Origin of the sequence: Niveispirillum lacus (assembly GCF_002251795.1) — a bacterium.
Taxonomy (GTDB): domain Bacteria; phylum Pseudomonadota; class Alphaproteobacteria; order Azospirillales; family Azospirillaceae; genus Niveispirillum; species Niveispirillum lacus.
On sequence record NZ_NOXU01000032.1, the window covers coordinates 451,045 to 473,512 of the forward strand.

Annotated in this window: 21 protein-coding genes; 12 read left to right on the forward strand and 9 right to left on the reverse strand. The window is 62.0% G+C overall.

The window, feature by feature from the left end:
• Positions 1–19: 19 nt before the first annotated feature.
• A complete protein-coding gene (locus tag CHU95_RS21065; protein ID WP_094458314.1) occupies positions 20–2,188 on the forward strand; it encodes a TonB-dependent receptor family protein in 2,169 nt (722 codons plus the stop codon).
• 75 nt (positions 2,189–2,263) lie between these two features.
• On the opposite strand, the gene CHU95_RS21070 is transcribed toward CHU95_RS21065, so the two are convergent.
• The 3 genes from CHU95_RS21070 to CHU95_RS21080 all read right to left on the reverse strand — a co-directional run bounded on the left by CHU95_RS21070 (position 2,264) and on the right by CHU95_RS21080 (position 4,366).
• On the reverse strand, positions 2,264–2,710 hold the full coding sequence (locus CHU95_RS21070; protein ID WP_094458315.1) for a DUF3598 domain-containing protein: 447 nt from the start codon (positions 2,708–2,710) through the stop codon (positions 2,264–2,266).
• A 115-nt stretch (positions 2,711–2,825) separates the two neighbouring features.
• Positions 2,826–3,131 carry a DUF1330 domain-containing protein gene (locus tag CHU95_RS21075; protein WP_207762575.1) on the reverse strand — a complete coding sequence of 102 codons (306 nt, stop codon included), beginning with the start codon at positions 3,129–3,131 and terminating at the stop codon, positions 2,826–2,828.
• The gene (locus tag CHU95_RS21080) at positions 3,128–4,366 is read right to left on the reverse strand and encodes an MFS transporter (protein ID WP_094458316.1); all 1,239 of its coding nucleotides are present in this window, start codon (positions 4,364–4,366) and stop codon (positions 3,128–3,130) included. Before CHU95_RS21080 ends, CHU95_RS21075 begins: the two co-directional genes overlap by 4 nt.
• Before the next feature lie 338 nt (positions 4,367–4,704).
• On the opposite strand from CHU95_RS21080, the gene CHU95_RS21085 reads away from it, so the two are divergent.
• The 8 genes from CHU95_RS21085 (at position 4,705) to CHU95_RS21115 (ending at position 12,499) form a co-directional block, all read left to right on the forward strand.
• On the forward strand, positions 4,705–5,499 hold the full coding sequence (locus CHU95_RS21085) for a GntR family transcriptional regulator (protein WP_094458317.1): 795 nt from the start codon (positions 4,705–4,707) through the stop codon (positions 5,497–5,499).
• A gap of 88 nt (positions 5,500–5,587) precedes the next feature.
• Positions 5,588–6,676, forward strand: coding sequence for a hypothetical protein (locus tag CHU95_RS22235; protein ID WP_133065613.1), 1,089 nt, complete (start codon positions 5,588–5,590; stop codon positions 6,674–6,676).
• Positions 6,625–7,407, forward strand: a complete 783-nt coding sequence (locus tag CHU95_RS21090; protein ID WP_094458318.1) for an enoyl-CoA hydratase-related protein — start codon at positions 6,625–6,627, stop codon at positions 7,405–7,407. The genes CHU95_RS22235 and CHU95_RS21090 overlap by 52 nt, the downstream gene beginning before the upstream one ends.
• Positions 7,408–7,582: 175 nt before the next feature.
• Positions 7,583–8,398 (forward strand): HpcH/HpaI aldolase/citrate lyase family protein, encoded by an 816-nt coding sequence (locus CHU95_RS21095; RefSeq protein WP_094458319.1) that lies wholly within the window; start codon positions 7,583–7,585, stop codon positions 8,396–8,398.
• Between the two features lie 11 nt (positions 8,399–8,409).
• Positions 8,410–8,931 (forward strand): MaoC family dehydratase, encoded by a 522-nt coding sequence (locus CHU95_RS21100; protein ID WP_094458320.1) that lies wholly within the window; start codon positions 8,410–8,412, stop codon positions 8,929–8,931.
• A 22-nt stretch (positions 8,932–8,953) separates the two neighbouring features.
• Positions 8,954–10,153, forward strand: a complete 1,200-nt coding sequence (locus CHU95_RS21105; protein ID WP_094458321.1) for an acyl-CoA dehydrogenase family protein — start codon at positions 8,954–8,956, stop codon at positions 10,151–10,153.
• A gap of 97 nt (positions 10,154–10,250) precedes the next feature.
• Positions 10,251–11,381, forward strand: coding sequence for a CaiB/BaiF CoA transferase family protein (locus tag CHU95_RS21110; RefSeq protein ID WP_094458322.1), 1,131 nt, complete (start codon positions 10,251–10,253; stop codon positions 11,379–11,381).
• Entirely contained in the window at positions 11,378–12,499 is a 1,122-nt protein-coding gene (locus CHU95_RS21115) for a CaiB/BaiF CoA transferase family protein (RefSeq protein ID WP_094458323.1), read from the forward strand. The genes CHU95_RS21110 and CHU95_RS21115 overlap by 4 nt, the downstream gene beginning before the upstream one ends.
• On the opposite strand, the gene CHU95_RS21120 is transcribed toward CHU95_RS21115, so the two are convergent.
• Positions 12,496–13,875 carry an alpha/beta fold hydrolase gene (locus tag CHU95_RS21120; protein ID WP_094458324.1) on the reverse strand — a complete coding sequence of 460 codons (1,380 nt, stop codon included), beginning with the start codon at positions 13,873–13,875 and terminating at the stop codon, positions 12,496–12,498. The two genes, CHU95_RS21115 and CHU95_RS21120, sit on opposite strands and share 4 nt — an antisense overlap.
• A gap of 270 nt (positions 13,876–14,145) precedes the next feature.
• Between CHU95_RS21120 and CHU95_RS21125 the strand changes: the two genes are divergently transcribed.
• Genes CHU95_RS21125 through CHU95_RS21135 form a run of 3 tightly spaced genes read left to right on the forward strand, consistent with a single transcriptional unit; the run spans position 14,146 to position 16,609 of the window.
• Positions 14,146–15,375, forward strand: coding sequence for a class I SAM-dependent methyltransferase (locus tag CHU95_RS21125; RefSeq protein ID WP_094458325.1), 1,230 nt, complete (start codon positions 14,146–14,148; stop codon positions 15,373–15,375).
• Entirely contained in the window at positions 15,375–15,728 is a 354-nt protein-coding gene (locus tag CHU95_RS21130) for a hypothetical protein (protein ID WP_094458326.1), read from the forward strand. Before CHU95_RS21125 ends, CHU95_RS21130 begins: the two co-directional genes overlap by 1 nt.
• A complete protein-coding gene (locus CHU95_RS21135; RefSeq protein WP_094458327.1) occupies positions 15,725–16,609 on the forward strand; it encodes a VOC family protein in 885 nt (294 codons plus the stop codon). The genes CHU95_RS21130 and CHU95_RS21135 overlap by 4 nt, the downstream gene beginning before the upstream one ends.
• A 79-nt stretch (positions 16,610–16,688) precedes the next feature.
• Here the strand turns inward: CHU95_RS21135 and CHU95_RS21140 are convergent, their stop codons facing one another.
• The 5 genes from CHU95_RS21140 to CHU95_RS21160 all read right to left on the reverse strand — a co-directional run bounded on the left by CHU95_RS21140 (position 16,689) and on the right by CHU95_RS21160 (position 22,224).
• Positions 16,689–17,627, reverse strand: a complete 939-nt coding sequence (locus CHU95_RS21140) for a hydroxymethylglutaryl-CoA lyase (RefSeq protein WP_094458328.1) — start codon at positions 17,625–17,627, stop codon at positions 16,689–16,691.
• Between the two features lie 3 nt (positions 17,628–17,630).
• Complete coding sequence (locus tag CHU95_RS21145; protein WP_094458329.1) at positions 17,631–18,839, reverse strand: CaiB/BaiF CoA transferase family protein; 1,209 nt, start codon at positions 18,837–18,839, stop codon at positions 17,631–17,633.
• Positions 18,840–18,861: 22 nt separating this feature from the next.
• Positions 18,862–19,470: a 3-isopropylmalate dehydratase small subunit gene (gene leuD / locus CHU95_RS21150; protein WP_094458330.1), complete on the reverse strand. Its 609-nt coding sequence runs from the start codon at positions 19,468–19,470 to the stop codon at positions 18,862–18,864.
• Between the two features lie 4 nt (positions 19,471–19,474).
• Positions 19,475–20,887, reverse strand: a complete 1,413-nt coding sequence (leuC, locus tag CHU95_RS21155) for a 3-isopropylmalate dehydratase large subunit (RefSeq protein WP_094458331.1) — start codon at positions 20,885–20,887, stop codon at positions 19,475–19,477.
• Between the two features lie 95 nt (positions 20,888–20,982).
• The gene (locus CHU95_RS21160; RefSeq protein ID WP_094458332.1) at positions 20,983–22,224 is read right to left on the reverse strand and encodes an MFS transporter; all 1,242 of its coding nucleotides are present in this window, start codon (positions 22,222–22,224) and stop codon (positions 20,983–20,985) included.
• Positions 22,225–22,468 lie beyond the last annotated feature (244 nt).

Consider the following 22,468-nt stretch of genomic DNA (forward strand, 5'->3'; position numbering starts at 1 on the left):
AAATGGAGCTGGCAGTTCGATGTCCCGTTATCCCTTTGGCCTGATCGGCTTTTTCATGTCCAGTGTGGCGGCTCTGCCCGCCCTGGCGCAGTCCGCTCCCTCGGAGAGGGCCGCAGGTACCGTCAGTGAAGTGGCGGAAATCGTGGTTGTGGGCGGCCGCCAAGGGTTGAACCGGATACCGGGGTCGGCCAGCGTGGTGGATGGCGAGGATCTGCGCCGCAGCCAGATTTTCACAGTGAATGATGCGCTGCGCAAAGTGCCGGGCCTGTTCCCGCGTGAGGAGGAAGGCGGCGGGCTGCGGCCGAATGTCGGTGTTCGCGGCCTGAATCCGACGCGGTCGACCAAGACCCTGTTCCTGGAAGATGGGCTGCCGCTGGCCTTCGCCCCCTATGGCGACAACGCCACCTATTTCCATCCGTCGGTAACGCAGTATCAGCGGATTGAGGTGCTGAAAGGGTCTGGGCAGATTGCCTTTGGCCCCAATACGGTGGGCGGCATCATCAATTACATCACCCCGACCCCACCGACCCAGCCCGGCGGCACGGTCATGTTGCGGGCCGGCAACCGTGATTTCTATGAGGCCGAGGCCAGCGTTGGTGGCACGGTTGGCGACACCGGCCTGCTGTTCACGGGTCAGCGGCGGGAGACGGATGGCACACGGCGCAACATCCATCTGCGCACCAACGATGCCAGCATCAAGATCGTCCGGTCCCTGACAGAGGGGCAAAGCCTGACTGCGAAACTATCCTGGCATGACGAAGACAGCGACGTTCCATATTCCGGGCTGACACGGGCGGAATATGCGGCTGATCCGCGGGCCAATCCCTTTACCAATGACGAATTCCGCACCCGCCGGGCCGGCGCATCGTTGGTGCACAAAGCCGCACTGAACGATAATGATGATGTGACGACGGCGCTGTACGGGACATGGTTCGACCGCGACTGGTGGCGGCAATCCAGCAATTCTGCCCAGCGGCCCAATGACAGCAGTGATCCGCGCTGTGCGGGTATGGCGAACCTGAACACCACCTGCGGCAACGAGGGACGGCTGCGCACCTATTACACCTATGGCGTGGACAGCCGACTGACGCTTCGCCGCGATCTAGGGTCGCTGGACAGTGAAACCACCATCGGTGTGCGTGCCCATGGGGAAGAGCAGGAGCGTCGGCAGGTCCATGGTGACACGCCCAACGCCCGCACCGCCGGCACCAGCGTCAATGGTGGTCTGCGAGAGGATAACCGCCGCGAGGTGGCGGCCTATTCCGGGTTTATCCAGAACCGGTTTGGGATGGGAACCTTTGCCGTCACTCCGGGCCTGCGGGTCGAGAATATCAATTACGACCGCTTTAACCGTTTGAATAACACCAAAGGCGAGAGTGACCTGACCGCCTGGATCCCCGGCATCGGTGTGTCCTACACAGGCATTGCTGATACGACCCTGTTTGCCGGCCTGCATCGCGGGTTCGCACCGCCGCGTGTCGAAGACATCATCAATGCCACCGGCGGCAGTGTCGATCTGGGCCCGGAGAAGAGCTGGAGTTACGAACTGGGCCTGCGGGGTCAGATACAGCCCGGTGTGACGCTGGAAGCCAGCCTGTTCCGGATGGATTTCGACAACCAGATCGTGCCGTCCAGCGTGGCTGGCGGGGCGGGTGCCACCCTGACCAGTGCAGGCAAGACGCTGCATCAGGGACTTGAAGCTTCCGTGCAGGTGAACAGCCGCGATCTGCTGTCCAGCCAGCAACCCTACGCGGTTACCCTGTCGGCGGCCTGGACCTGGGTGGCCGATGCGGAATATCGCGGCACACGGTTCAGCAACCTCAGCGGCTTTACTGCTGTGTCGGTCCGTGGCAACCGCCTGCCCTATGCGCCGGAAAACATTGCGACGCTGGGTCTGGGCTTTACCCATGATGCCGGGTTCGACGCCCTGGTCGAATGGGTGCATACGGGGTCCATGTTCACCGACGACATCAACTCCGTCCCGGTCAGCGCCAATGGCCAGCAAGGGCGCATCGGGCAGGCCAATATCTTCAACCTGTCGCTCAGCCAGACGGTCGGCGATAGCGGCGTGACGGCCCTGTTCACGGTGAAGAACCTGTTCGACCGCACCTATGTCGTCGATCGGTCGCGCGGCACCATTCCCGGCGCGCCGCGCCTGATCCAGGCCGGCGTGCGTTACAGCTTCTAACAGGCCTCTCACAGGTCAGTAGCGTTGGGGGTGCCTGCGCCGTTAACATCGACGGCGCAGGCACCCCGATCGGTTTTATTTTAGCCGCGTCTCCTTGATACAGGTGCGGCGGACCAGTTGGTCATTCTCAAACCAGTGCCAGGTGCGGCCCCGGTGGTTGCCGCAATCGGAAAGCTGGATCATCTCATACAGATACCAGCCGGGCATGTTCAGGCGTTCCCAGTAGAGACAGACGGTCCGCGGATCGACCTCCCAGGCGTGGCCCTGGATGCGGTCGGTATCCCAAAAAATGCGGCCCGCGCGATAGGTGGCGGGAAACAGATGCGTCTCCTGGCGGCCATCGTCCCAGGTATAAACATTGGTCTGGTGATAGGCATGGGGACCTTCCGTCGGGAAGGTACAGGTCAGGTGTGAGCGATGCCGGTCGATCAGGTTGTTATCGGCGTCGACATGCGTGTAAACACCGACCCATTCCCCGGCATGGCGGGCCAGAACCGGCATGCCCGTGCGAATATCCTCCATGACTTCCCTTCCCTGTTGCGGCATGACCGCGGCCGGCGATCCGGCCGCTTTTAAGTTGGTCCATTCTTATACCATTTCATGCCGCCAGAAAAAAGCCATTTGTCCGGACAATTATCTATTCCTGCCATACCCCTTCCACGGCGATAACCTGCACATCGGCCATGCCATCGCGCAGGCGTTTGATTTCGGCATAGTCGGGACTGTCCCAGAACCGGCGCAATGTCTGCATATCCGGCCAGCGACTGACCAGGATGGCGGCACCGTCGCCGAAATCGCCTTCCAGCAATTGGGCATCGCGTCCGCGAAAAACATATCGCCCGCCGTGACGGGCAACCAGCTCAGCGGCTTGCCGGCCATAACCCGCGATGAACGCATCCCGGTCATGGATACGGGCGGTGATGATCATGTACGCCGTCATCATTTGGCCTCCGCCGCCGGGAAGGTGGCGGTGTCGGGATACCGGCCCAGCAGCAGCAACGAGGCCGCCCCCACCAACAGCATGACCCCGCCATAAAGCAACCCGGCATCATAGCTGCCCGTCTGCACGAAGATGCGGCCGAACGTATACGGCCCAAACCCCGCACCCAGGGCGAAAAAGCCATAGACCAGGCCATAAATGGCACCATAGCAGCGCATGCCGTAATAGCGGCTGACCAGGAAGGCCAGCATGTCATATTCCACACCGGCGGCAAAACCGATCAGGATGACGGCAAAGGTGGCCATCAGCGGGGTGGTGGCATCGCCGGTCAACAGCCAGCAGGCGATGGCCGGCAGGGACAGCAGCACAAAGGCAACACCAGGCGCCCAGATCCTGTCGATCAACCAGCCTCCGATAATGCGACCGGCAATAACCGATGGGCCGATGATGCTGGCAATCTGCACCGCCTGCTGCACATCAATGCCTTTGGACGTGAAAATCTTCTCCAGATTGGGGATCGGGCCACCGACTGCGAAAGAAATGGGGATAAAGGCAATGGCCAGAAGCCAGAAACGGTAGCCTTTCATTGCCTGGCGCAGGGAGAAACCCCGATGGGCCTGCCGCACGGGCGCGCCCTTGGCCTTGGCATCCGTCGTATCCCGGAACAGGAAATAGGCCGTTGGCAAGGCAATCAGCAGCGGCAACAGCGCCAGGCCGATATAGGCCGTGCGCCAGCCGAACTCCCCGATCAGGTAATTGGCATAAAGCTTCGCTCCGGCCCCGAACAGGCCAGTGCCCAGCAATGACAGGCCCAGCGCCAGACCGCGATGGGTGTTGAACCAGTTGCTGACAGCGCGGGTCCAGGTGACGGGCAACGTCCCCGCCCCCAGCGACGAAAGCAGCAGCCAATTGATGTAGAACAGGGTCAGCGATCCGTTGGAGAGGGCGAAACCGGCCAACGTCAACCCGAACAGCGTCACGGAGGCCAGAACGACCGGCCGCACCCCGAACCGGTCAGCCAACATCCCGGCAATCGGCCCCATCACAACCGCACCCAGGGTCATGATCATCAAGGAGAACATGATCTGATCGACGGCCCAGCCGAACTCCGCGCTCAACGGGGCCACAAACACCCCGATCGTATAGAAGGGAATGGGCGACAGGCCCGTGCCAATGCCCAGGGCCGAGGCGACAACCACCTTCCAGCCCTGGCTGAATTCCGAGCGCGCGTCCGACATGTGCTCTCCCGATGTTAAATGATATATTTATAGATTATTATGGGGGTGGTCTTGGCCTCCGGCAATCGGAAAGCAATCGTACCCAGAAGATTTCGGTATGTTCGGGCGACGGCACCAGCAGCGGCGCCCGGTTCGGGTTGTCAGGCTTCACGTTGGCCGGTTTATGGTATAATGTTATACCAATAAAATAGAGCCTATGACAGCCGGGATATGTGTCCGCCCCTGGGCGGCGATTGTGGTGCCGGCGAGGGGGACAGCAACGGCGATCTTGTGCGAAAGCCCGAAGACGCTGATAAAGCGGTAACAGTTCCCTGCCCGTTCAACCTGGATGGAGTTCCATGGACCAGCCGACCCTGCCCTTGGGCCTGAGCCCCGAACAGCTGGACCATAATGCCCCGACCCCGCTGTACCACCAGATCTATCTGGTGCTGCGTGAAAAGATCCGCAGTGGCGAATTTCCCGCCAACTCGGTGATGCCGGGCGAACAGGAACTGTCAAAGCTGTTCGATGTCTCCCGCATCACGGTGAAGCGCGCCCTGAATGAACTGGCAGCCCATGACCTGGTCAGCCGGCATCGCGGGCGCGGCACCGTCGTGACCCCGTCCGCCACCTTGCCGCAGGTCCATGGCAGCTTTGACAATCTGATCGACAGTTTGAAAACCCTGGGCCTGGAAACGCAGGTGGAGGTGCTGGAACTGTCCGACCTGCCGGCCCCGGTAGCCGTCGCCAATCTGCTGGATCTGGAACCGGGCATGGAGGTGCAGCGGGGGGTCCGTCTGCGCAAACTGTCGGGCGAACCGTTCAGTTATCTGATCCAATATATGCCGGCCGACATCGCCGCCCGCATCAGCCGGGCTGATATGGAGACGGTACCCATGCTGGTGCTGCTGGAACGGGCCGGTGTCCCGCCTTATGAGGCCGAACAATGGATTACGGCGGTCGCCGCCGAACCGCACATCGCCGCCGCCCTGGACATGGCCACCGGCGCCCCGCTGCTGCGGGTGGAACGGGTGATGCGGGACAAGGCCGGACGGGCCGTCCAACTGATCTATGCCCATTACCGCCCTGACCGGTTTAAATATCACATGCGATCAAACCGCAAAGGCGGCAGCAACTGGCGGACAGAGGGCTGATTGCTTTTAAGGGCAAAACTGCTACCATCACTATAAAGAGTAATAACTTTAGCTCAAACTTAAGCCATAACACAATGGGGCGACGGCAATGGATCATCGGAATGATAAAGTTGAAGTAATACCTCCAGGGAAAGGAGGAGCCGAGATGCAGAATCGAGGCATAACTTTGGCAGAAGCCCCAAATGAAGAAATAAAAAATGTAATTATGTCCGTGATGACTGGCCAAAGTGCAATTTCAGCTGTAAAAAACAAAGTTTTTATATTAGAGGTCGATGATGTTTGCCAGGTATATGAAAAAATAAAGCAAGAGGTAGAAAAATATAAAATAGTAGCAGAAACGATCAGCATCGAAGTTCATCTCAATAATGGCAAGACTTTCAAAATTTTTTCCATAGACGCATTCAAAAAACTCGATTCATCTCAAAAAGAAAGCGTGAAAGAAATTAACATAGAATGTAGCATTACGATTAAAGTTAGTTCAGATGCTCCTCCGGAAATGTATGTCATTGAAATAGGGCTCCGCTGCGAAAGTCCAGAAAAAGAAAATATTATGTCTATATTGTTCGGAGCAGAACAAGGGAACATTTTTACCAGAGTAAGGTATGTTGACTATATAGTAGGCAAAAATATATTTAACTGTGTCAGCGGGTGGGCGGATTCCTTGCCAACCGTTACTATAAAAAAGTTCCCGGAGTACCTTAGGAAGAACTCCCAGCATTCTGGGTCTATCGCAAAAGTTCTTGCTGTCGCAACAACATCTATTTGCTTTTTCATTGTATCACGTGACTCAGAGATATCTATTCAAGAATTTTCTCAATATCTGTCCCTAAGCGGACTGGTCTTTTGCTTCAATATTGTGGTTCTCTGGTTTCTTTTTGATTCGTTCAAGGCATCAATTCAAAAAACTGGGCCGGTGGCATTCATAAAGTTTACGAAGGGCGATCAAGAACGAATAAAAAGAGTCACCTCTAGAGAGGAAGACTTCACCTCAAAATCACGAAAATTTCTTATGTATGCCGTCATCACAGTTCTGCTGAATATTGTGTCCTCAATCGTTTATGATTCATTTAAAAACGACACCACCAAAAGAAATACGTTAAGCACTAAGAACATAGAGGAAACTGAATGTCCGACAAAGTCATTCTGCGCCGTGAGGATCACGGTATCGGCCGCCTGATCCTGAACCAGCCGGCCAAGCGCAATGCCCTGTCACAGGAAATGTGGCAGTTGGTGCCCGCACGGCTGGCCGAGGCGGCTGCCGATCCCGCCATCCGCGTCTTGGTGGTCCAGGGTGCCGGCGGCACCTTCGCCGCCGGGGCCGACATCTCCGAATTTGAAGCCGCCTATGCGACGCGGGAGAGTACCGCCGTCTATGCCGGCGATATTGCACGGGCCATGGATGGGCTGGCCGATTTTATCAAACCGACCATCGCCCTGATCCAGGGCGCCTGTGTGGGGGGTGGGCTGGGTCTGGCCCTGGCCTGCGATCTGCGGTTTGCGGCATCCGACGCCCGCATGGGCATCACGCCGGGCAAGCTGGGCCTGGTCTATCCGCTGGGCGATACCAAGCGGCTGGTGCAGGCCGTGGGGCCCAGCCATGCCAAGGACCTTTTGTACACGGGCCGCCTGCTGGAGGCCGGTGAGGCCCTGTCCATGGGGCTGGTCAACCGGGTGGCCGCACCGGACCGGGTGGAGGCTGCCGTTCTGGACCATGCCGCTCAGATCACCGCCGCCAGCCAATATTCGGCCCGCGCGACCAAGCGCATGATCAATCGCGTGCTGGCCGGACAGGTCGTAGACACGGCCGAGACGGTTGCGGAATTCCTGGACGCGATCGAAGGTGCGGATTTCATCGAAGGCCGTAACGCCTTCCGCGACAAGCGCAAGCCCTCCTTCACCTTCGGGTGAGTTCTCATCCATCGGTGACGTGATGACGCCGCCCCGGCGACAGGGGCGGTGGTCGGGGCATTGCGCCCTCCCCCCCCTTTGGACTGCCGAAATTACGCTGTGGCGGCACCAATCCGCCTTGACGGGTCTCACTTTTGCCCTAATATGTCCGGACAAATAGAAATCGAGGATCGCGATGGCGGAACGCTCCCTGTTGTTCGTGCCCGGTTCCCGTCCGGAACGGTTTGGCAAGGCCTTGGCCGCGGGCGCCGACATCACCTGCATTGACCTTGAGGATTCGGTGGCCCCGGCCGGCAAGGAGGGGGCGCGGGTGGCTGCGCTGGCCTTCATTGCCGAAAAGGGTGCGCCCGATCACCTGTGGCTGCGGATCAATCCGGTGCGCAGCAAGGCGGGACTGGCTGATCTTCTGGCCGTGTTGGACAGCGCCGCCGGCCCCCGCACATTGATGCTGCCGAAACTGTCAGACCCATCCGACCTGGATTTCCTGGCCGAGTTGCTGGGCGACCGGTCCCTTTCGCTGGTACCGCTGATTGAGACGGCGGCAGGGCTACGGCAGGCGGCGTCCATTGCCCGTGGCCTGCATGTCACGGCACTGCTGTTTGGGGCGGTGGATTTCGCGGCCGAACTGGGCTGCACACTTGACTGGGAACCGCTTCTTTTCGCCCGCTCCAGCCTGGTGGCGGCAGCGGCGGAGGGTGGGATCGGCCTGTTCGACGTCCCCTCCATTGACGTTGCGGATATGGAGGGGCTGCGGTCCTCCACCCAGCGCGCCAAGGCGCTGGGCTTCACGGGCCGCGCCTGTATCCACCCGTCACAGGTTGCGGTGGTGAATGAGGTGTTCACACCAAGCCAGGCGGACATCGACCGGGCCCACCGCGTGGTGGACAGCTTTGCACAGGCCGGCGGCGGTGTGGCGCTGCTGGATGGAAAACTGATCGAAATGCCCGTGGTGCGGGCGGCGCGGCGGGTGCTGGCCGCGGCCGGACGATAAAGGAACAGACCATGGTACAGAACTGGAAAGAAGTCGGCCCCAACCGCTACCGCGAGACCTTTGGGCGCTATTTCGAGGATTTCCATGTCGGCGATATCTATGAGCATCGCCCCGGCAAGACGGTCACCGAATATGACAACCACCTGTTCACGCTGCTGACGCTGAACACCCATCCCATGCATTTCGATGCCGAATTCGCCAAGGCCAGCGAGTTCAAGCAGAACCTGGTGGTCAGTCCCTATACGCTGGCCCTGCTGATCGGCATGAGCGTGACGGATGTCAGTCAGAAAGCCATCGCCAATCTGGGCATGGACGAGGTGAAGTTCAGCGCCCCCGTCTTTCATGGCGACACGCTGTATGGCGAAAGCGAAGTGCTGGCCAAGCGCGTCTCGGAAAAGCGGCCCAACCAGGGCATCGTCACCATTCGCACACAGGGTAAGAATCAGAACGGCGTCACCGTCTGTTCGTTCAAGCGCAACATGCTGATCCCCTTCCGTGGCCATGCCGTGGAAGACCGGGTCGAACATTACTGATCGCATGCGGGAGCCAACAGATATGAGCAGCACGCCCCACCCCGGTATCCATCCCGATGATGAAGCCGCCATCCTGGACAGTATCGAACGCTGGCTGGCCCGCGAGGTTCGCCCCGTGGCGGACAAGCTGGAACATGATGATATCTATCCGATCCAGTTGGTCGAACAGATGAAGGACCTGGGCCTGTTCGGCGCCACCATCAGCCCCGAATATGGCGGTCTGGGCCTGCCGGCCAAAACCTATACCCGCATCGTCAGCCTGATCGCTGAAACCTGGATGTCGCTGACCGGCATCTTCAACAGCCATATCATGATGGCGACGGTGGTGGAAAAGTTCGGGACCGAAGCCCAGAAGCATTATTGGCTGCCCAAATTCTGTTCCGGCGAGATCCGTGGCGGTCTGGGCCTGACGGAGGCCGATGCCGGCACTGACCTGCAGGCCATTCGCACCCGCGCCACCCGCACGGATCGGGGCACCTATATCGTCAATGGTACCAAGACCTGGATCTCCAACGGGATCGAGGGCGGGGCCGTGGCGCTGCTGGTCAAGACCGACCCCGACGCACAGCCACGCCACAAGGGCATGACCATGCTGATCGCGCCCAAGGTCGATCCCGACACGGGCAGGCGCTACGAAGGTTTCCGCACCGGCAAGAAGCTGGAGAAGATGGGCTATAAGGGCATCGACAGTGCCGAGCTGATCTTTGAGGATTATGAGCTGGATGCTGAACGCCATCTGGTGGGTGGTATCGAGGGCAAGGGGTTCCATATGGCTGTGGGGGGTCTGGAACTGGGCCGGATCAACATTGCCGCCCGTGCCGTCGGCATTGCGCGCCGGGCACTGAAGGAAAGCGTGGCCTATGCCCAGACCCGCAAAACCTTTGGCAAGCCCATCGGGGAACATCAGGCCATCCAGTTGAAGCTGGGCGAAATGGCCACCAAGGTGCGGGCCGCCGAGCTGCTGGTCCAGGATGCGGCAGGCGCCTATGATCGAGGTGAGCGCTGCGACATGGAAGCCGGTATGGCCAAATATTTCGCCTCCGAAACGGGGGTCGAGGTCACACTGGAGGCCATGCGTATCTTTGGCGGTTACGGCTATTCCAAGGAATACCCGATTGAGCGCCTTTATCGCGACGCGCCCCTGATGTGCATTGGTGAAGGCACCAATGAGATGCAGCGCATCATCATCGCCAAGCAGATGATCGCCCGCCATCCGGTGTGATTGATCCTGATCATTCATTCCTACCCGCCTTCCCGGCGAAAGCCGGGAAGGCGATAAAAGGCGGCAATTCCAGCCCCTTCCCCAACGGAGCCCCCCCATGACCCGCCCCTTGTCCGGCGTCCGCGTGATCGCGGTGGAACAATATGGTGCTGGCCCCTATGGCAGCATGCTGCTGGCCGATCTGGGGGCCACGGTGATCAAGGTGGAAAACGCCGCAACAGGCGGGGACGTCTCCCGCGCCACGGGGCCGCATTTCCTGGGCGATGGCGACAGCCAGTTCTTCCAGACCTTTTCCAAGGGCAAGCAATCGGCCAGCATCGACCTGAAAAGCCCGGATGGCCGGGCCGCCTTTAACGCGTTGTTGGCTGGTTCGGACGCCCTGATCAACAATCTGCGCGGTGACCAGCCGAGAAAGCTGGGCCTGACCTATGACGCGGTGAAGGCGATCAATCCGCGTCTGGTCTGCGCGCACCTGTCGGCCTATGGCCGGGGTAACAGCCGGGAAACCTGGCCCGGCTATGATTACCTGATGCAGGCCGAAGCCGGGTTCATGGGACTGTCGGGGGAACCGGATGCGCCACCGACACGGCTGGGCGTGTCGATGGTCGATTTCATGACGGGCACCATGATGGCGTTCGGCACCGTGTCGGCCATTCTGGGCGCCAGGGCCACGGGTATCGGTTGCGACGTGGATGTCGCCTTGTTCGATACGGCCCTGCACCAGCTCTCCTATCCCGCCACCTGGTATCTGAATGCCGGTGACCAGGTGACACGCCTGCCACGCGGCGCGCATCCGTCCATCGCCCCCAGCCAGTCTTTCAAGACACGTGATGGCTGGGCCATGCTGATGTGCCAGACCCCGAAATTCTGGGAGGAATTCTGCCGCCGCGCGGGCCGCGCCGACCTGCTGGACCGTCCGGAATTCAAGGATATCCCGGCCCGCCGGGACAACCGGCAATTGCTGTCCGACACGCTGGACGCGTTGCTGTCCACAAGAACCACGGCGGAATGGTTGTCGATCCTGGGCGGGCATGTGCCGTTCGCCCCCATCACCAATCTGGATCAGGCACTGGATAATCCGTTTGTGGGGGAGATTGGCATGGTGGAAACGGTTGACCATCCGGACGCGGCCGGCGGCAGCCTGCGCCTGCTCTCATCCCCCATCCGCATCAATGGCGAAAGGCCCAGGGGCGTGCGTGCCCCCAAATTGGGGGAAATGGCCGAATGAAACTGCAAGGGATCAAGGTTCTGGACCTGTCGGCCTTCCTGCCAGGTCCGCATATGACCATGATGATGGCCGACCACGGCGCCGACGTGATCATGGTCGAACCCGCCAACGGCACGGGCGAACCGACGCGGGAGATCGGCCAGAAAACGGGGGACGGGATTACCGTCTGGTTTCGCAATATCGCACGTGGCAAGCGTTCGGTGGCGTTGAACCTGAAGGACCCGGCCGACCATGCCATCTTCATGGATCTGGCCAAGGACGCCGATGTGGTGGTGGAGGCGTTCCGCCCCGGCGTGGTCAAACGCCTTGGTGTGGATTACGACGCCGTGCGCGCCATCAATCCCGGCGTGGTCTATTGCTCCATCTCCGCCTTCGGGCAGACGGGCCGATACGCGCACAAACCTGCCCATGATATGACGGTGCAGGCGCTGGCCGGTCTTGTGGACCTGAATCGGGGTCTGAACGACACGCAACCGGCCAGCCCGAACATGCCCGTGGCGGACATGGCTGCCAGCCTGATGGCCCTTTCCGGCGTGCTGATGGCGCTGCTGCGTCGTGCCACAACGGGCAAGGGGGATTATCTGGACCTGTCCATGTTCGATGCCGCCCTGGCCTGGACACCCAATGTCACCGGTCCGGTTTTTGCCGAGGACCGCCACCCGCCCGTCAAGGACATGCGCAGCTTCGGCGGCTCGGCCCTGTATCACATCTATGAAACAGCCGACGCGCGTTTCCTGGTGCTGGGCGGATCGGAGATCAAGTTTGCCGAAAACCTGCTGACCGCACTCGGCCGGCCCGACCTGATCGCCATCGCCAAGAAGCCGCCGGGGCCGGATCAGGAACCGCTGCGGGCGTTTCTCAAAGCCACCTTTGCCAGCCAAACCCTGGCCGATTGGCAGGAATTCCTGCGCGCGGTTGATTGCTGCTGGGCGCCGGTACGCAGCCTGAAGGATGCGTTTGACGATCCCTTTGTGGTCGAACGCGGCATGATGCTGACCGATGCGGGCGGCTACCGCCATATCGGTGTGCCCATCCGCTTTGTCGATGAACCAGCACACCCACATTTCGATCTGCCGGCCTTTGGCGATAAATCGGCCCATTGGCGGCGGGGCGGTTAATCCCCCGACGCCATGGCGCGCCAGGCCCGATCCAGGATCGGTGCCGCCTTCAGCCAATACCAGGTTTCGGCCTGCAACCGCGCGGGGTCTGGCAGCAGCCCGTCGCCGGGCGCAAACAGATGGGCGTCCCGTGCCTGCTGCCAAGCCGCCAGCAGATGACCACCGCCTTCTACCGGGCGCAGGTCCGGTGGGGCCGTGGTGTGGCCGGGGTGCAGTGTCAGCCCGCTGACCTGTCCTGGATGCCGTTTGGCCAGGACCTGGGCCACCCGCCCCCCATAGCCCCAGCCTTCAACCGCGCCACCGGACCAGCCGCGCGCGGTCAGCAACCCCGCGACCGCATCGGCAACCGCCGTGAGATCACCGGGTTCCGCCGCCAGATCGCTGTCGCCCATGCCGGGCAGGTCGGGGGCCAGCCAAGCTCCCTGCGCCGGTGCGGGCAGCAGGGCGCCAGCGCCACCCAGATCATGCAGGCGTAACAAAGGTTCTCCCTGCCCGCCGGCCCGCCAGGCCATCCCGTTGGTCACACCACAAGCGTCACAGGCAGGGGCTGGCGGTGCTGCCACATCAGGCATGTGCTGGCGCAGAAAATCCGTGATCACCCCATAGGCGGCACTGCGGTCCGACGCCGTTGCCACCGCCACCCCGTCGGGCAAGGGCGGCACTTTGGACAAATAGCGGACCAGCGGATCATCCTGGGCGATGAACAGCAGGGCTGGCACCGACAGGGACGCCATATCCTCGGTTGGGCAGTAAGACAGGGCGGCCGCGTAACCGACACGGTAAGGGTCGCCCGCCCGCATCAACTCCATGACCTGTGCATGCATCCGGGCCAGATCGGGTTTGGGCCGTGCCAGCCGGGCCGAGGGTTCGCGCCGATACCACGGGAAAAAGATGCCCTGGTCACGAATACGGTGCCACGCCCAGGCCAGGTGCCCCCCGTCCCATTGCGGCTGAAAGGGCGGCAGGTAATGGGCCAGGAAATCCTCCCGCTCCTCCTGCCCCATCACCATGAACCCGTCCACCACCACCCCTGTCACCCGGTCGGGATACAGGGCCGCCACGCGGTTGGCGATACAGGCACCGGTATGGAAGCCATAGAAAGCCGCCTTCTCCAACCCCAGTGCCTGCAACAGGTCGACCATCGCCTGGGCAAACCGGTCAATGCAGGCCGGGCCATCGGGCAAGGGGTCCGAAAGGCCGAAGCCCGGATGATCCGGAGCGATGACGGTGGCGTAGGGCGCCAGCGCCCGCATCAGCGGCACCAGTTCGGCGCTGTCACGCGGGGACTGGTGCAGGGCCACCACCGCCGGCCCGTTTCCGGTGCGGCGGTAATGGACCAACCGTCCCTCCACCGTGATGAAATGCCGTTCGATCATCGCCGCCGCCCCGCCCTGCTTTGCTCTGCTTACCGGTGATCTTTGACCGCCCGAAAACCGTTGGTCCAGCCAAGCAGTTGGGAAACCGCACAAACATCAGTTGTGTCACAGGTCCGCACGAATGGGGTGTCGGGGGAACCGGCGGATGAGCAGCCACAAATCCGCGTAGTGGCGATTGACAACTGGATGTGAGGCCATAGGCCAGCCTTGGCCTTAAACTACGTATCAACGGGCCGAATAAACGCCCGCAACAGATGGAGGACAGGTGAGATGGACGGTTCAGGCAAACCCGTTCAGGACCGGGATGCGGCCCTTGTCGCCGCCTATGACGGCCCACCCGATTACCGGGTCGTCGGCCGTCACGGCGTCTTTCCGGACATGACGCATGACGAGATCGAACGTTTCAACTTCCTGGCCCATATGAACCGCCATCTGGCCGGGCGCGTCATGCCGGCGGTCAAGAACGCGTTTGAAACGCGGGTCGCCCCCGGTCAAGTTTTCACCGATCGCCATCAGGTACGCCGCGCCCTGGTCAAGGACCCCTACTGGCAGCTTTGGTCCGCGCTGCGCCGCAACACGATGGAAATGCGACAGCAGGCCGGGCGCTGGGTCACCCTGCGCCAGCAGGAGGAACTGGCGGCCCGCGTGGCGGCCCTGACCGATGGCGATCCACGTCTGGTGCTGGACCCCAACCTGGTTCTGCCCCGTTATGTGTCCTCCATCGACCATCACTGCATGCCCGGCAGCTATCACACCGAATATGGTCCGGGCGACGTGGCCAACGCCGCCAATTATGACAGCGGCCTGTTTGCCACCACCGGTGGCATGCTGGGCCGTTATTCCGACGGCGGCGGCCAGGCTGTCGCCCGCTGGGTTGCCCGAAACCTGCCCGACTTCAAGCCCAGGCGCATCCTGGATATGGGCTGCGGCCTTGGTCACAATGTACTGCCCATCGCCCAGGCTTTCCCCGATGCCGAGATTGTGGCGGTGGACGTGGGCGCACCCATGCTGCGCTACGGTCTGGCGCGGGCCAAGTCGCTGGGCGTGGAAAACGTGACCTTCGTTCAGGCCAATGTCGAAAGCCTGCCGCACTTCGCCGATGGCCGTTTCGACTGGGTGCAGACGACCATGTTCCTGCACGAAACCAGCTACAGTTCCATGCAGCGCATCTTCAAGGAGACGCATCGCCTGCTGGCACCGGGTGGCATCGTTCTGCATGTAGAACAACCGCAATACAGCCCGGCCATGCCCCTGTTTGAACAGGCGATGCGGGACTGGGACGCGTTTTACAACGCCGAACCGTTCTGGACCAAGATGCATGAGGCCGATCTTGACGCCTGGATGGTGCAGGCGGGCTTCACCAAGGAAAGCCTGATCCATGGCGGCGTCACCGCCGTGGTGGATAAATCCGTCTTCCCCGATGCCGCTGAGGATAGTGGCGAGGATTATGGCCGTAAGGCAGCCTGGCATGTCGTGGGCGCCCGTAAGGAGGGTGTGTGATGTCGATCCAAATGGCCCTGGCCGGCGCATCGGCCAAACCCACGGGCAAGCGCCCGCATTTCCTGGAAAGCTGGGAAGCAGAGCGGAGCATGGCGATCGCCCTGTCGCTGGCCGGCGAACTGGTGGTCACGCGCCAGCGTCTGGACACGCTGGAACGGTTGCTGGCTGCCAAGGGCATTGTCAGCCGCGACGAGATCGAAGGCTTTACGCCGACCAAGGCGGAAGCGGCCGAACGCGGCCTGTGGAACCAGGAATTCCTGGCCCGCGTGCTGCGCGTGGTACAACAGGAAGCCGAGGCCCTGACCGCCACCGATGACAGCAGCGAGACGATCGCTGAGGAGCTGGCCCGATGAAGCTTCTGCGTGCCGCCACCCTGACCGTCACCGACCCCGAGGCGAGTGCCGCCCGCTATGTCGCATGGCTGGATTACAGCCTCGTCGAGCGGGGAACCCTATCCAGCGACCTGGCCGCCGCCTGGGGCGCGCCGGCCAGCGAAGGCCGAGCCTTTGTCGTCTTGAAGCCCTCCAGCGGAGCGCCGGTCTATCTGCGGTTCGTGGCCGGTGACGCGGTGCGCGAATATCGCCCCTTGCGCACCTATGGCTGGGCCGCCATCGAGATCTGCGTGCAGGATGTGCTGAAAGTGAATGAGCGGATGCTGAACAGCCCGTTCGAGATCATCGGTCCCCCGCGCGAGATCGACGGGCTGCCCGCCATCTACCCGATGCAGGTGAAGGGACCGGACGGAGAGATCGTTTATTTGACGCAGATCCGGTCCGACCTGCCGGCCTTTGACCTGCCACGTGCCGAAAGCCTGATCGACAAACTGTTCATCCTGGTCATGGCCTGTTCGGACATGGACGCCAGCATCGACTGGTTTGAAAAGGTGGTCGGCCTCAGCCTGGGGCGTAAAATGGACATCGTCTATACGATGCTGGCCAATGCCTTCGATCTGCCGATGGAACAACTGCACACGATCAGCACCGTTGTGCATGACCGCGACGTGTTCCTAGAGCTGGATCAATATCCCGACGCCGCCACCCCGCGCCCGGCCCATGCCGGACAATTGCCGCCTGGCATCGCCATCTGCACCCTGTCCCACCCTGACCTGTCCAAGGTCAAAGGCGACTGGATCACGCCGCCGACCCGCCGCGACGGCGCGGTCTATGGCGGGCACCTGACCGGCACGCTCCGCGCACCCGACGGTACCTTGGTGGAACTGGTGCAGTTGGGGTAGAAGACAGGGGGCAGACCGCCACGGGTCCGCCCCCTCCAGGTGCTGCCAGCCTGCGCTGAGCCAAAAGGCGCGTTGAAGATCAGAGCCCCCACGCCCCGCTGAACCCCTTCGGCAGCCCAGCATCCGGCGTGAAACCGTACAGTTCTGTGTCCGGCAGGGCGGCCTTGACCACGTCCCGCACCGCCAGCAGCTTTTCCAGATCCACGCCCGTCTCATAGCCCATGGCGGCCAGCATGAAGGCGAGGTCTTCGGTGACGATATTGCCCGAGGCACCGGGCGCGAAGGGGCAACCGCCGATGCCGCCCAAGGACGCGTCCAGCGTCGTGATCCCTTCATCCAGCGCCGCCAGCGCATTGGCCAGACCCAGGCCGCGCGTATTATGCAGATGCACACCGGCACAGGCATGGTCGCCCACCACGCTGCGCACCGCGCGGATCAGACGCTTGACCTGGGCCGGGTTGGCGTAACCGGTCGTGTCGGACAGGCCGACCTCGTCACAGCCGGCCTTCATCAACGCCTCGGCAATCTCCAGCACCTTGGCTTCTGGTACCACCCCTTCCAGGGTGCAACCGAAGGCCGTGGACAGGCCGCCCTCAAACTTCGGTCGGCGGCCCTCGGGCTGCGCCTGGATCAAGGCGGCGATGGCGGCTGTCTCCTCCAGCATTTGCGCATGCGTGCGCCTTACATTGCGCAGGCTGTGGGTCTCGCTGACCGACAGGGGGATGGTGATCTTGTGGGCGCCCGCCGCCACGGCGGCCTCTGCCCCTTTCAGGTTGGGGACCAGCACCGCCACGGTCAGGCCAGGGATGGTACGGGCAAAGGCGACCAGTTCGGCCGTGTCGGCGAGTTGCGGCAGGATTTTGGCCGGTACGAAGGACCCGACCTCAATCTCCCGCACGCCAGCCGCCGCCTCTGCCGCGATCCAGGCCTTCTTCGCCTCGGTCGGCATAATTGGGGAGATGGATTGCAGACCGTCGCGGGGACCAACCTCGGAGATTTCGATAAAGCTGCCGGACATGGGTCATCCCTCCGCCTGCACGACCAGACCGCGCGCCAAAAGGTCGGCGATGCGGGACCGGTCATAGCCCAACTCGCTCAGCACATCGGTCGTATGCTGACCAGGCTTGGCCAGGTCATGCTGAAGCGCGGGACGGTGACCATCAATTTCAACCGGCAGGGCGGGCAGGCGGATCAGACGCTGATCGTCGGGCAGATGCAGGTCCAGCAAACCGCCCGACGCCGCCAGATGTGCATCGTCGAACAGGTCCTCCGGTCGGTTGATGGGGGCAAACGGTAGCCCGATTTCTTCCAGACGCGCCAGCAGCTCGGCCTTGGTGAAGGTTCTGAACAGCTCCTGCACGCGCGGAATGATGCGGTCGCGGGCCTGGACCCGCCCGTTATTCCTGGCCAGCGTCTCATCCGCAGCGAAATCGTCCAAACCGAAGGCTTTGCAGAAGCCAGCCCATTGCCCGTCGGTGACCACCCCGGCAAAGACCGTCTGTTCATCCTTGGTCTGGAACTGGTCATAGACGGCCCAGGCGGAAATGCGCACCGGCATGGGCCGTGCGGCCGTACCGGTGACCACATATTGGGCCATATGCTGTCCCACCAGGAACACGCAATTCTCGAACAGAGCCGACTTCACCGTCTGTCCCCGGCCCAGGGTGCCGCGCTGGATCAGGGCAGCCAGCACGCCGATGACCCCGAACAGACCGCCGATTACGTCGATGACCGAGGCACCGGCGCGCAAGGGGCGGCCCGGCGGTCCGGTCATATAGGCAAGCCCGCCCATCATCTGTGCCACCTCATCCAGGGCCGCACGATGTTCATAAGGGCCGGACAGAAAACCTTTGGCCGAACAATAAATCAGGCCGGGATTGCGCGCCTTCACCGCCTCTTCCCCGAACCCCAGGGCATCCATGGCACCGGGGCGGAAATTCTCGATCAGGACATCGGCCTTGTCGATCAGGTCCAAGGCAACCTGTTTTCCTTCCGGGGATTTCAGATCGACCGACAGGCTGCGCTTGTTGCGACCATACATGGGGAAGTAACCGGCACCCGACCCCAGCAGGCGGCGTGTATTGTCGCCGCCGACCGGTTCCACCTTCACGACATCGGCGCCCAGGTCGCCGAGCACCATGCCCACCGTCGGCCCCATGACCATGTGGGTGAATTCCACCACCTTCAATCCGGCCAAGGGTAATGCGGCGGCTTTGTCGTCCTGCGACATGAAGAACCTCGAACGCTGAAGGTCAGAAGAAAAGCCAGGGATAGCGGGCGCGGTATCCGCCCTCGAAATCCTGGATGGCGGGCAAGCGTTTCAGGGTGATGCCGATAGCATCCAACCCTTCCAGCAACATTTCCTTGTCGGCGGGTGCGATGGTGAATGGCAGTTCGGTCCCGTCCGGTACGCGCACAGTTTGCGCCGCCAGATCAATGGTCAGGGTCTGTGGCCGGTCGGCCGTGGCCAGGGCCGCCACCGCCGGTTCCGGCAGGACCAGCGGCAGAATGCCATTGCGCACACAGTTGCTCTGAAAGATGGCCCCGAAACTGGGCGCAATAACGCAGCGAATGCCATAATCCTGCAGTGCCCAGACGGCATGTTCGCGTGACGAGCCACAACCGAAATTGGGACCAGCCAGCAGGATTGGCGCCTTGCGGTAGCCAAGGCGGTTCAGCACAAAATCAGGGTTTTCCACCCGCGCCGCCACATCGCTGTAGCGCCAGTCGGCGAACATGCCCTCCCCCAGCCCTTCCTTCGACACACGCTTCATCTCGCGCGACGGAATGATGGCGTCGGTATCGACATTGGCGCGGAACAGGGGGGCGGCCACACCGGTCAGTCGGGTGAACTTATCCATGGGATCAAGCCTCCCCCAGCAGCGGACGCGGATCGGCGATATGGCCGGCAATGGCCGATGCCGCCACCGTCACCGGGCTGGCAAGGTGCGAACGGGTGCCCGGACCCTGGCGATTTTCAAAATTGCGGTTGGTGGAGGTCACAACCCGCTGTCCTTTGCCAAAATGCTCGCCCCCGGCAAAGAAACACATGGAACAGCCACTCTCCCGCCATTCAAATCCAGCCGCCTGGAAGATCAGGTGCAAGCCCTCGGCCTCTGCCGCCGCCTTCACCGGCGTGGAACCGGGCACACAGATGGCGCGAACGCCGGCTGCCACCTTGCGTCCCTTCAGCACTGCGGCGGCAGCGCGCAGGTCGGACAGGCGACTGTTGGTGCAACTGCCGATAAAGGCTCCGTTGATGGGCAGGCCGATCAGGGCGTCGCCCGGCAGAAGGCCCATATATTCCAGCGCCCGGCGCTGCGCCTGGGCTGCGTTGGCGTCCGCCGCACGCTCAGGATCGGGCACATGACCGGTCAGCGGTATGGCATGCTGCGGGCTGGTGCCCCAGGTGACGGTGGGGGCGATGCTGGGCGCATCCAGAACGATCTCCTTGTCGAAGACCGCCTCCGCATCGCTCACCAGTTCCTGCCAGTCGGCGACAGCCCGATCCCATAAATCGCCTTTGGGCGCAAAGGGACGACCCTGGACCCAGTCGATGGTCTTGGCATCCGGCGCCACCAGACCCGTCCAGGCGGCGAATTCGACCGCCATGTTGCACAGGGTCATGCGCCCCTCCACCGACAGGGCCGTGACAGCGGATCCGGCAAACTCAATGGCATAGCCGGCACCACCGCCAGCCCCATAAGCGGCGATCAGGTGCAAGACCATATCCTTCGCCCCCACACCGGGGGAGAGCGCTCCCTCGAACCGCACCCGCATCGTTCGGGGCCGCTTGACCACCAGTGTCTGGGTGGCCAGCGCATGCGCAGCCTCCGTCGATCCGATCCCCCAGGCCAGCGCGCCCAAGCCCCCTTGCGTACAGGTATGGCTGTCGGGGCACACGATCGTGGCCCCCGGCAGGGCAATGCCCTGTTCGGGCGACACGACATGCACAATCCCCTGACCGCGGTCACCAATATCAAAGACCCGAATGCCGGCCTCGACCGCTGCCGCGCGGGTTTCCTGGATAAAGGCAGTGCCACCGGGCATGACCGTCGCATCACCGCGCCCTGGCAGCGTGTCAACAATATGGTCCATGCAGACAAAGGCCCGGTCGGGACGGCGCACCGTGCGCCCCTGTTCCTTCAACCCCTTCAGCGCCATGGACCCGGTCCGCTCATGCAGCAGCACACGGTCGATGTAAAGCAGGTCCGTCCCGTCGCCCAGATCGGCGACACAGTGCCGTTCCCAGAGTTTTTCGACAAGTGATCGGGCCATCTTCCCCTACCCATGGCGGCGTCGATGCCCGCCGCAAAATGATCTATTGTTATATCTTTATCAGATTTTCACCGATGCGGAAGCCGCTATCAGCGTCATGTCTGGGTTTCGTCGCCGGGCAGGCTGTTGGGATCGGGGTAGCGCCCCATGGTCAGCAGCAGGGCTGCCCCCGCCAGCAAGGCGATGGCACCAGCCAGCAAGGCGCTATCGTAGGTGCCCGTGGTCACAAACAGTCGGCCGAAGGTGAAAGGGCCAAAGCCCGCCCCCAAGGCAAAGAAGCCATACATCATGCCGTAGATGGCCCCATAGGCCCGCATGCCGTAATAGCGGCTGACCATGAAGGCCAGAATGTCGTACTCCACCCCCGCGGCAAATCCGATCAGCAGGACCGCAGCAACAGCGGATGGTGTGGTCACCCCATCACCGGTCAGCAGCAGACAAGCCGATGCCGGCAGGGCGAGCAGCACAAAGGCCACCGCCGGCGCCCAGAACCGGTCGATCAGCCAGCCGCCAATCAGACGGCCGGCAATCACCGATGGACCGATCAGACTGGCAATCTGTACCGCCTGCTGCGGGTCCATGCCTTTCGACCCCAGGATTTTCTCCAGGTTGGGGATCGGGCCGCCCACGGCAAAGGCGATGGGCACAAAGGCGATGGCCAATATCCAGAACCGGTAGGTGCCCAAAGCCTGACGTAAGGTGAGGCCACGATGGGCGACCTGGACCGGTGCATCGACGGCGCCCTTGTCCGTCACATCGCGGAACAGGAAATAGGCCACGGGCAGCGACAGCAGCAGCGGCAGCAACGCCAGTCCGACATAGGCCATGCGCCAGCCAACGACGCCGATCAGGTAGTTGGCATAGAGTTTGGCCATCGCCCCGAACAGGCCCGTGCCCAACAAGGACAGGCCCAGGGCAAGACCCCGATGGGTGTTGAACCAGTTATTGACCGCCCGTGTCCAGGTGATCGGCAAGGTCCCCGCGCCCAGGGCCGACATCAGCATCCAGTTCACATAAAACAGGGTCAAAGACCCGTTCGACAGGGCAAAGCCTGCCAGCGTCACCCCAAAAAGCAGCACCGAGACCAGCACGACCCGGCGCACTCCGAACCGGTCCGCCGCCATGCCAGCCAGCGGCCCGACCAACATGGCCCCAAAGGTCATGATGACCAGCGAGAACATGATTTGATCCACGCCCCAGCCGAATTCCGCCGACAATGGCGCCACAAAGACGCCGGTCGTATAGAAAGGGATCGGCGACAGCCCCGTACCAATGCCCAGGGCGGAAGCGGCCACCACCTTCCAGCCTTGCCTGAATTCTGACCGATCGACAGACATGCAAGCCCCCAGGTCAATCTAATTGGTATAATGATGTATCATTATGATCAAGGCAGGGCGGCCTAGGCAATCGCAAACCAGTCTGCCGGCTAAAAGTTTCACTGCCCTTGTCCAGTGGCTGGACAGTCGATCCGGGTCTGACAAATGATCAGCCATGACCGCCATCGCCGGGCCCCTGGCGTGCGCCTGTCGAACGGATCGCCCATGGCCTGTTCAACTGACGGACAGTTGCAGCGAACAGGCA

What these genes read in the sequence shown, in the direction of transcription:
- CHU95_RS21130 (WP_094458326.1), top strand. Translation starts at nt 15,375, where the DNA reads ATGTCGATCCAAATGGCCCTGGCCGGCGCATCGGCCAAACCCACGGGC.
- CHU95_RS21125 (WP_094458325.1), top strand. Translation starts at nt 14,146, where the DNA reads ATGGACGGTTCAGGCAAACCCGTTCAGGACCGGGATGCGGCCCTTGTC.
- CHU95_RS21070 (WP_094458315.1), bottom strand. Translation starts at nt 2,710, where the DNA reads ATGGAGGATATTCGCACGGGCATGCCGGTTCTGGCCCGCCATGCCGGG.
- CHU95_RS22235 (WP_133065613.1), top strand. Translation starts at nt 5,588, where the DNA reads ATGGATCATCGGAATGATAAAGTTGAAGTAATACCTCCAGGGAAAGGA.
- CHU95_RS21065 (WP_094458314.1), top strand. Translation starts at nt 20, where the DNA reads ATGTCCCGTTATCCCTTTGGCCTGATCGGCTTTTTCATGTCCAGTGTG.
- CHU95_RS21145 (WP_094458329.1), bottom strand. Translation starts at nt 18,839, where the DNA reads ATGTCGCAGGACGACAAAGCCGCCGCATTACCCTTGGCCGGATTGAAG.
- CHU95_RS21100 (WP_094458320.1), top strand. Translation starts at nt 8,410, where the DNA reads ATGGTACAGAACTGGAAAGAAGTCGGCCCCAACCGCTACCGCGAGACC.
- CHU95_RS21120 (WP_094458324.1), bottom strand. Translation starts at nt 13,875, where the DNA reads ATGATCGAACGGCATTTCATCACGGTGGAGGGACGGTTGGTCCATTAC.
- leuC (WP_094458331.1), bottom strand. Translation starts at nt 20,887, where the DNA reads ATGGCCCGATCACTTGTCGAAAAACTCTGGGAACGGCACTGTGTCGCC.
- CHU95_RS21110 (WP_094458322.1), top strand. Translation starts at nt 10,251, where the DNA reads ATGACCCGCCCCTTGTCCGGCGTCCGCGTGATCGCGGTGGAACAATAT.
- CHU95_RS21095 (WP_094458319.1), top strand. Translation starts at nt 7,583, where the DNA reads ATGGCGGAACGCTCCCTGTTGTTCGTGCCCGGTTCCCGTCCGGAACGG.
- leuD (WP_094458330.1), bottom strand. Translation starts at nt 19,470, where the DNA reads ATGGATAAGTTCACCCGACTGACCGGTGTGGCCGCCCCCCTGTTCCGC.
- CHU95_RS21080 (WP_094458316.1), bottom strand. Translation starts at nt 4,366, where the DNA reads ATGTCGGACGCGCGCTCGGAATTCAGCCAGGGCTGGAAGGTGGTTGTC.
- CHU95_RS21115 (WP_094458323.1), top strand. Translation starts at nt 11,378, where the DNA reads ATGAAACTGCAAGGGATCAAGGTTCTGGACCTGTCGGCCTTCCTGCCA.
- CHU95_RS21075 (WP_207762575.1), bottom strand. Translation starts at nt 3,131, where the DNA reads ATGATGACGGCGTACATGATCATCACCGCCCGTATCCATGACCGGGAT.
- CHU95_RS21135 (WP_094458327.1), top strand. Translation starts at nt 15,725, where the DNA reads ATGAAGCTTCTGCGTGCCGCCACCCTGACCGTCACCGACCCCGAGGCG.
- CHU95_RS21105 (WP_094458321.1), top strand. Translation starts at nt 8,954, where the DNA reads ATGAGCAGCACGCCCCACCCCGGTATCCATCCCGATGATGAAGCCGCC.
- CHU95_RS21140 (WP_094458328.1), bottom strand. Translation starts at nt 17,627, where the DNA reads ATGTCCGGCAGCTTTATCGAAATCTCCGAGGTTGGTCCCCGCGACGGT.
- CHU95_RS21160 (WP_094458332.1), bottom strand. Translation starts at nt 22,224, where the DNA reads ATGTCTGTCGATCGGTCAGAATTCAGGCAAGGCTGGAAGGTGGTGGCC.
- CHU95_RS21085 (WP_094458317.1), top strand. Translation starts at nt 4,705, where the DNA reads ATGGACCAGCCGACCCTGCCCTTGGGCCTGAGCCCCGAACAGCTGGAC.
- CHU95_RS21090 (WP_094458318.1), top strand. Translation starts at nt 6,625, where the DNA reads ATGTCCGACAAAGTCATTCTGCGCCGTGAGGATCACGGTATCGGCCGC.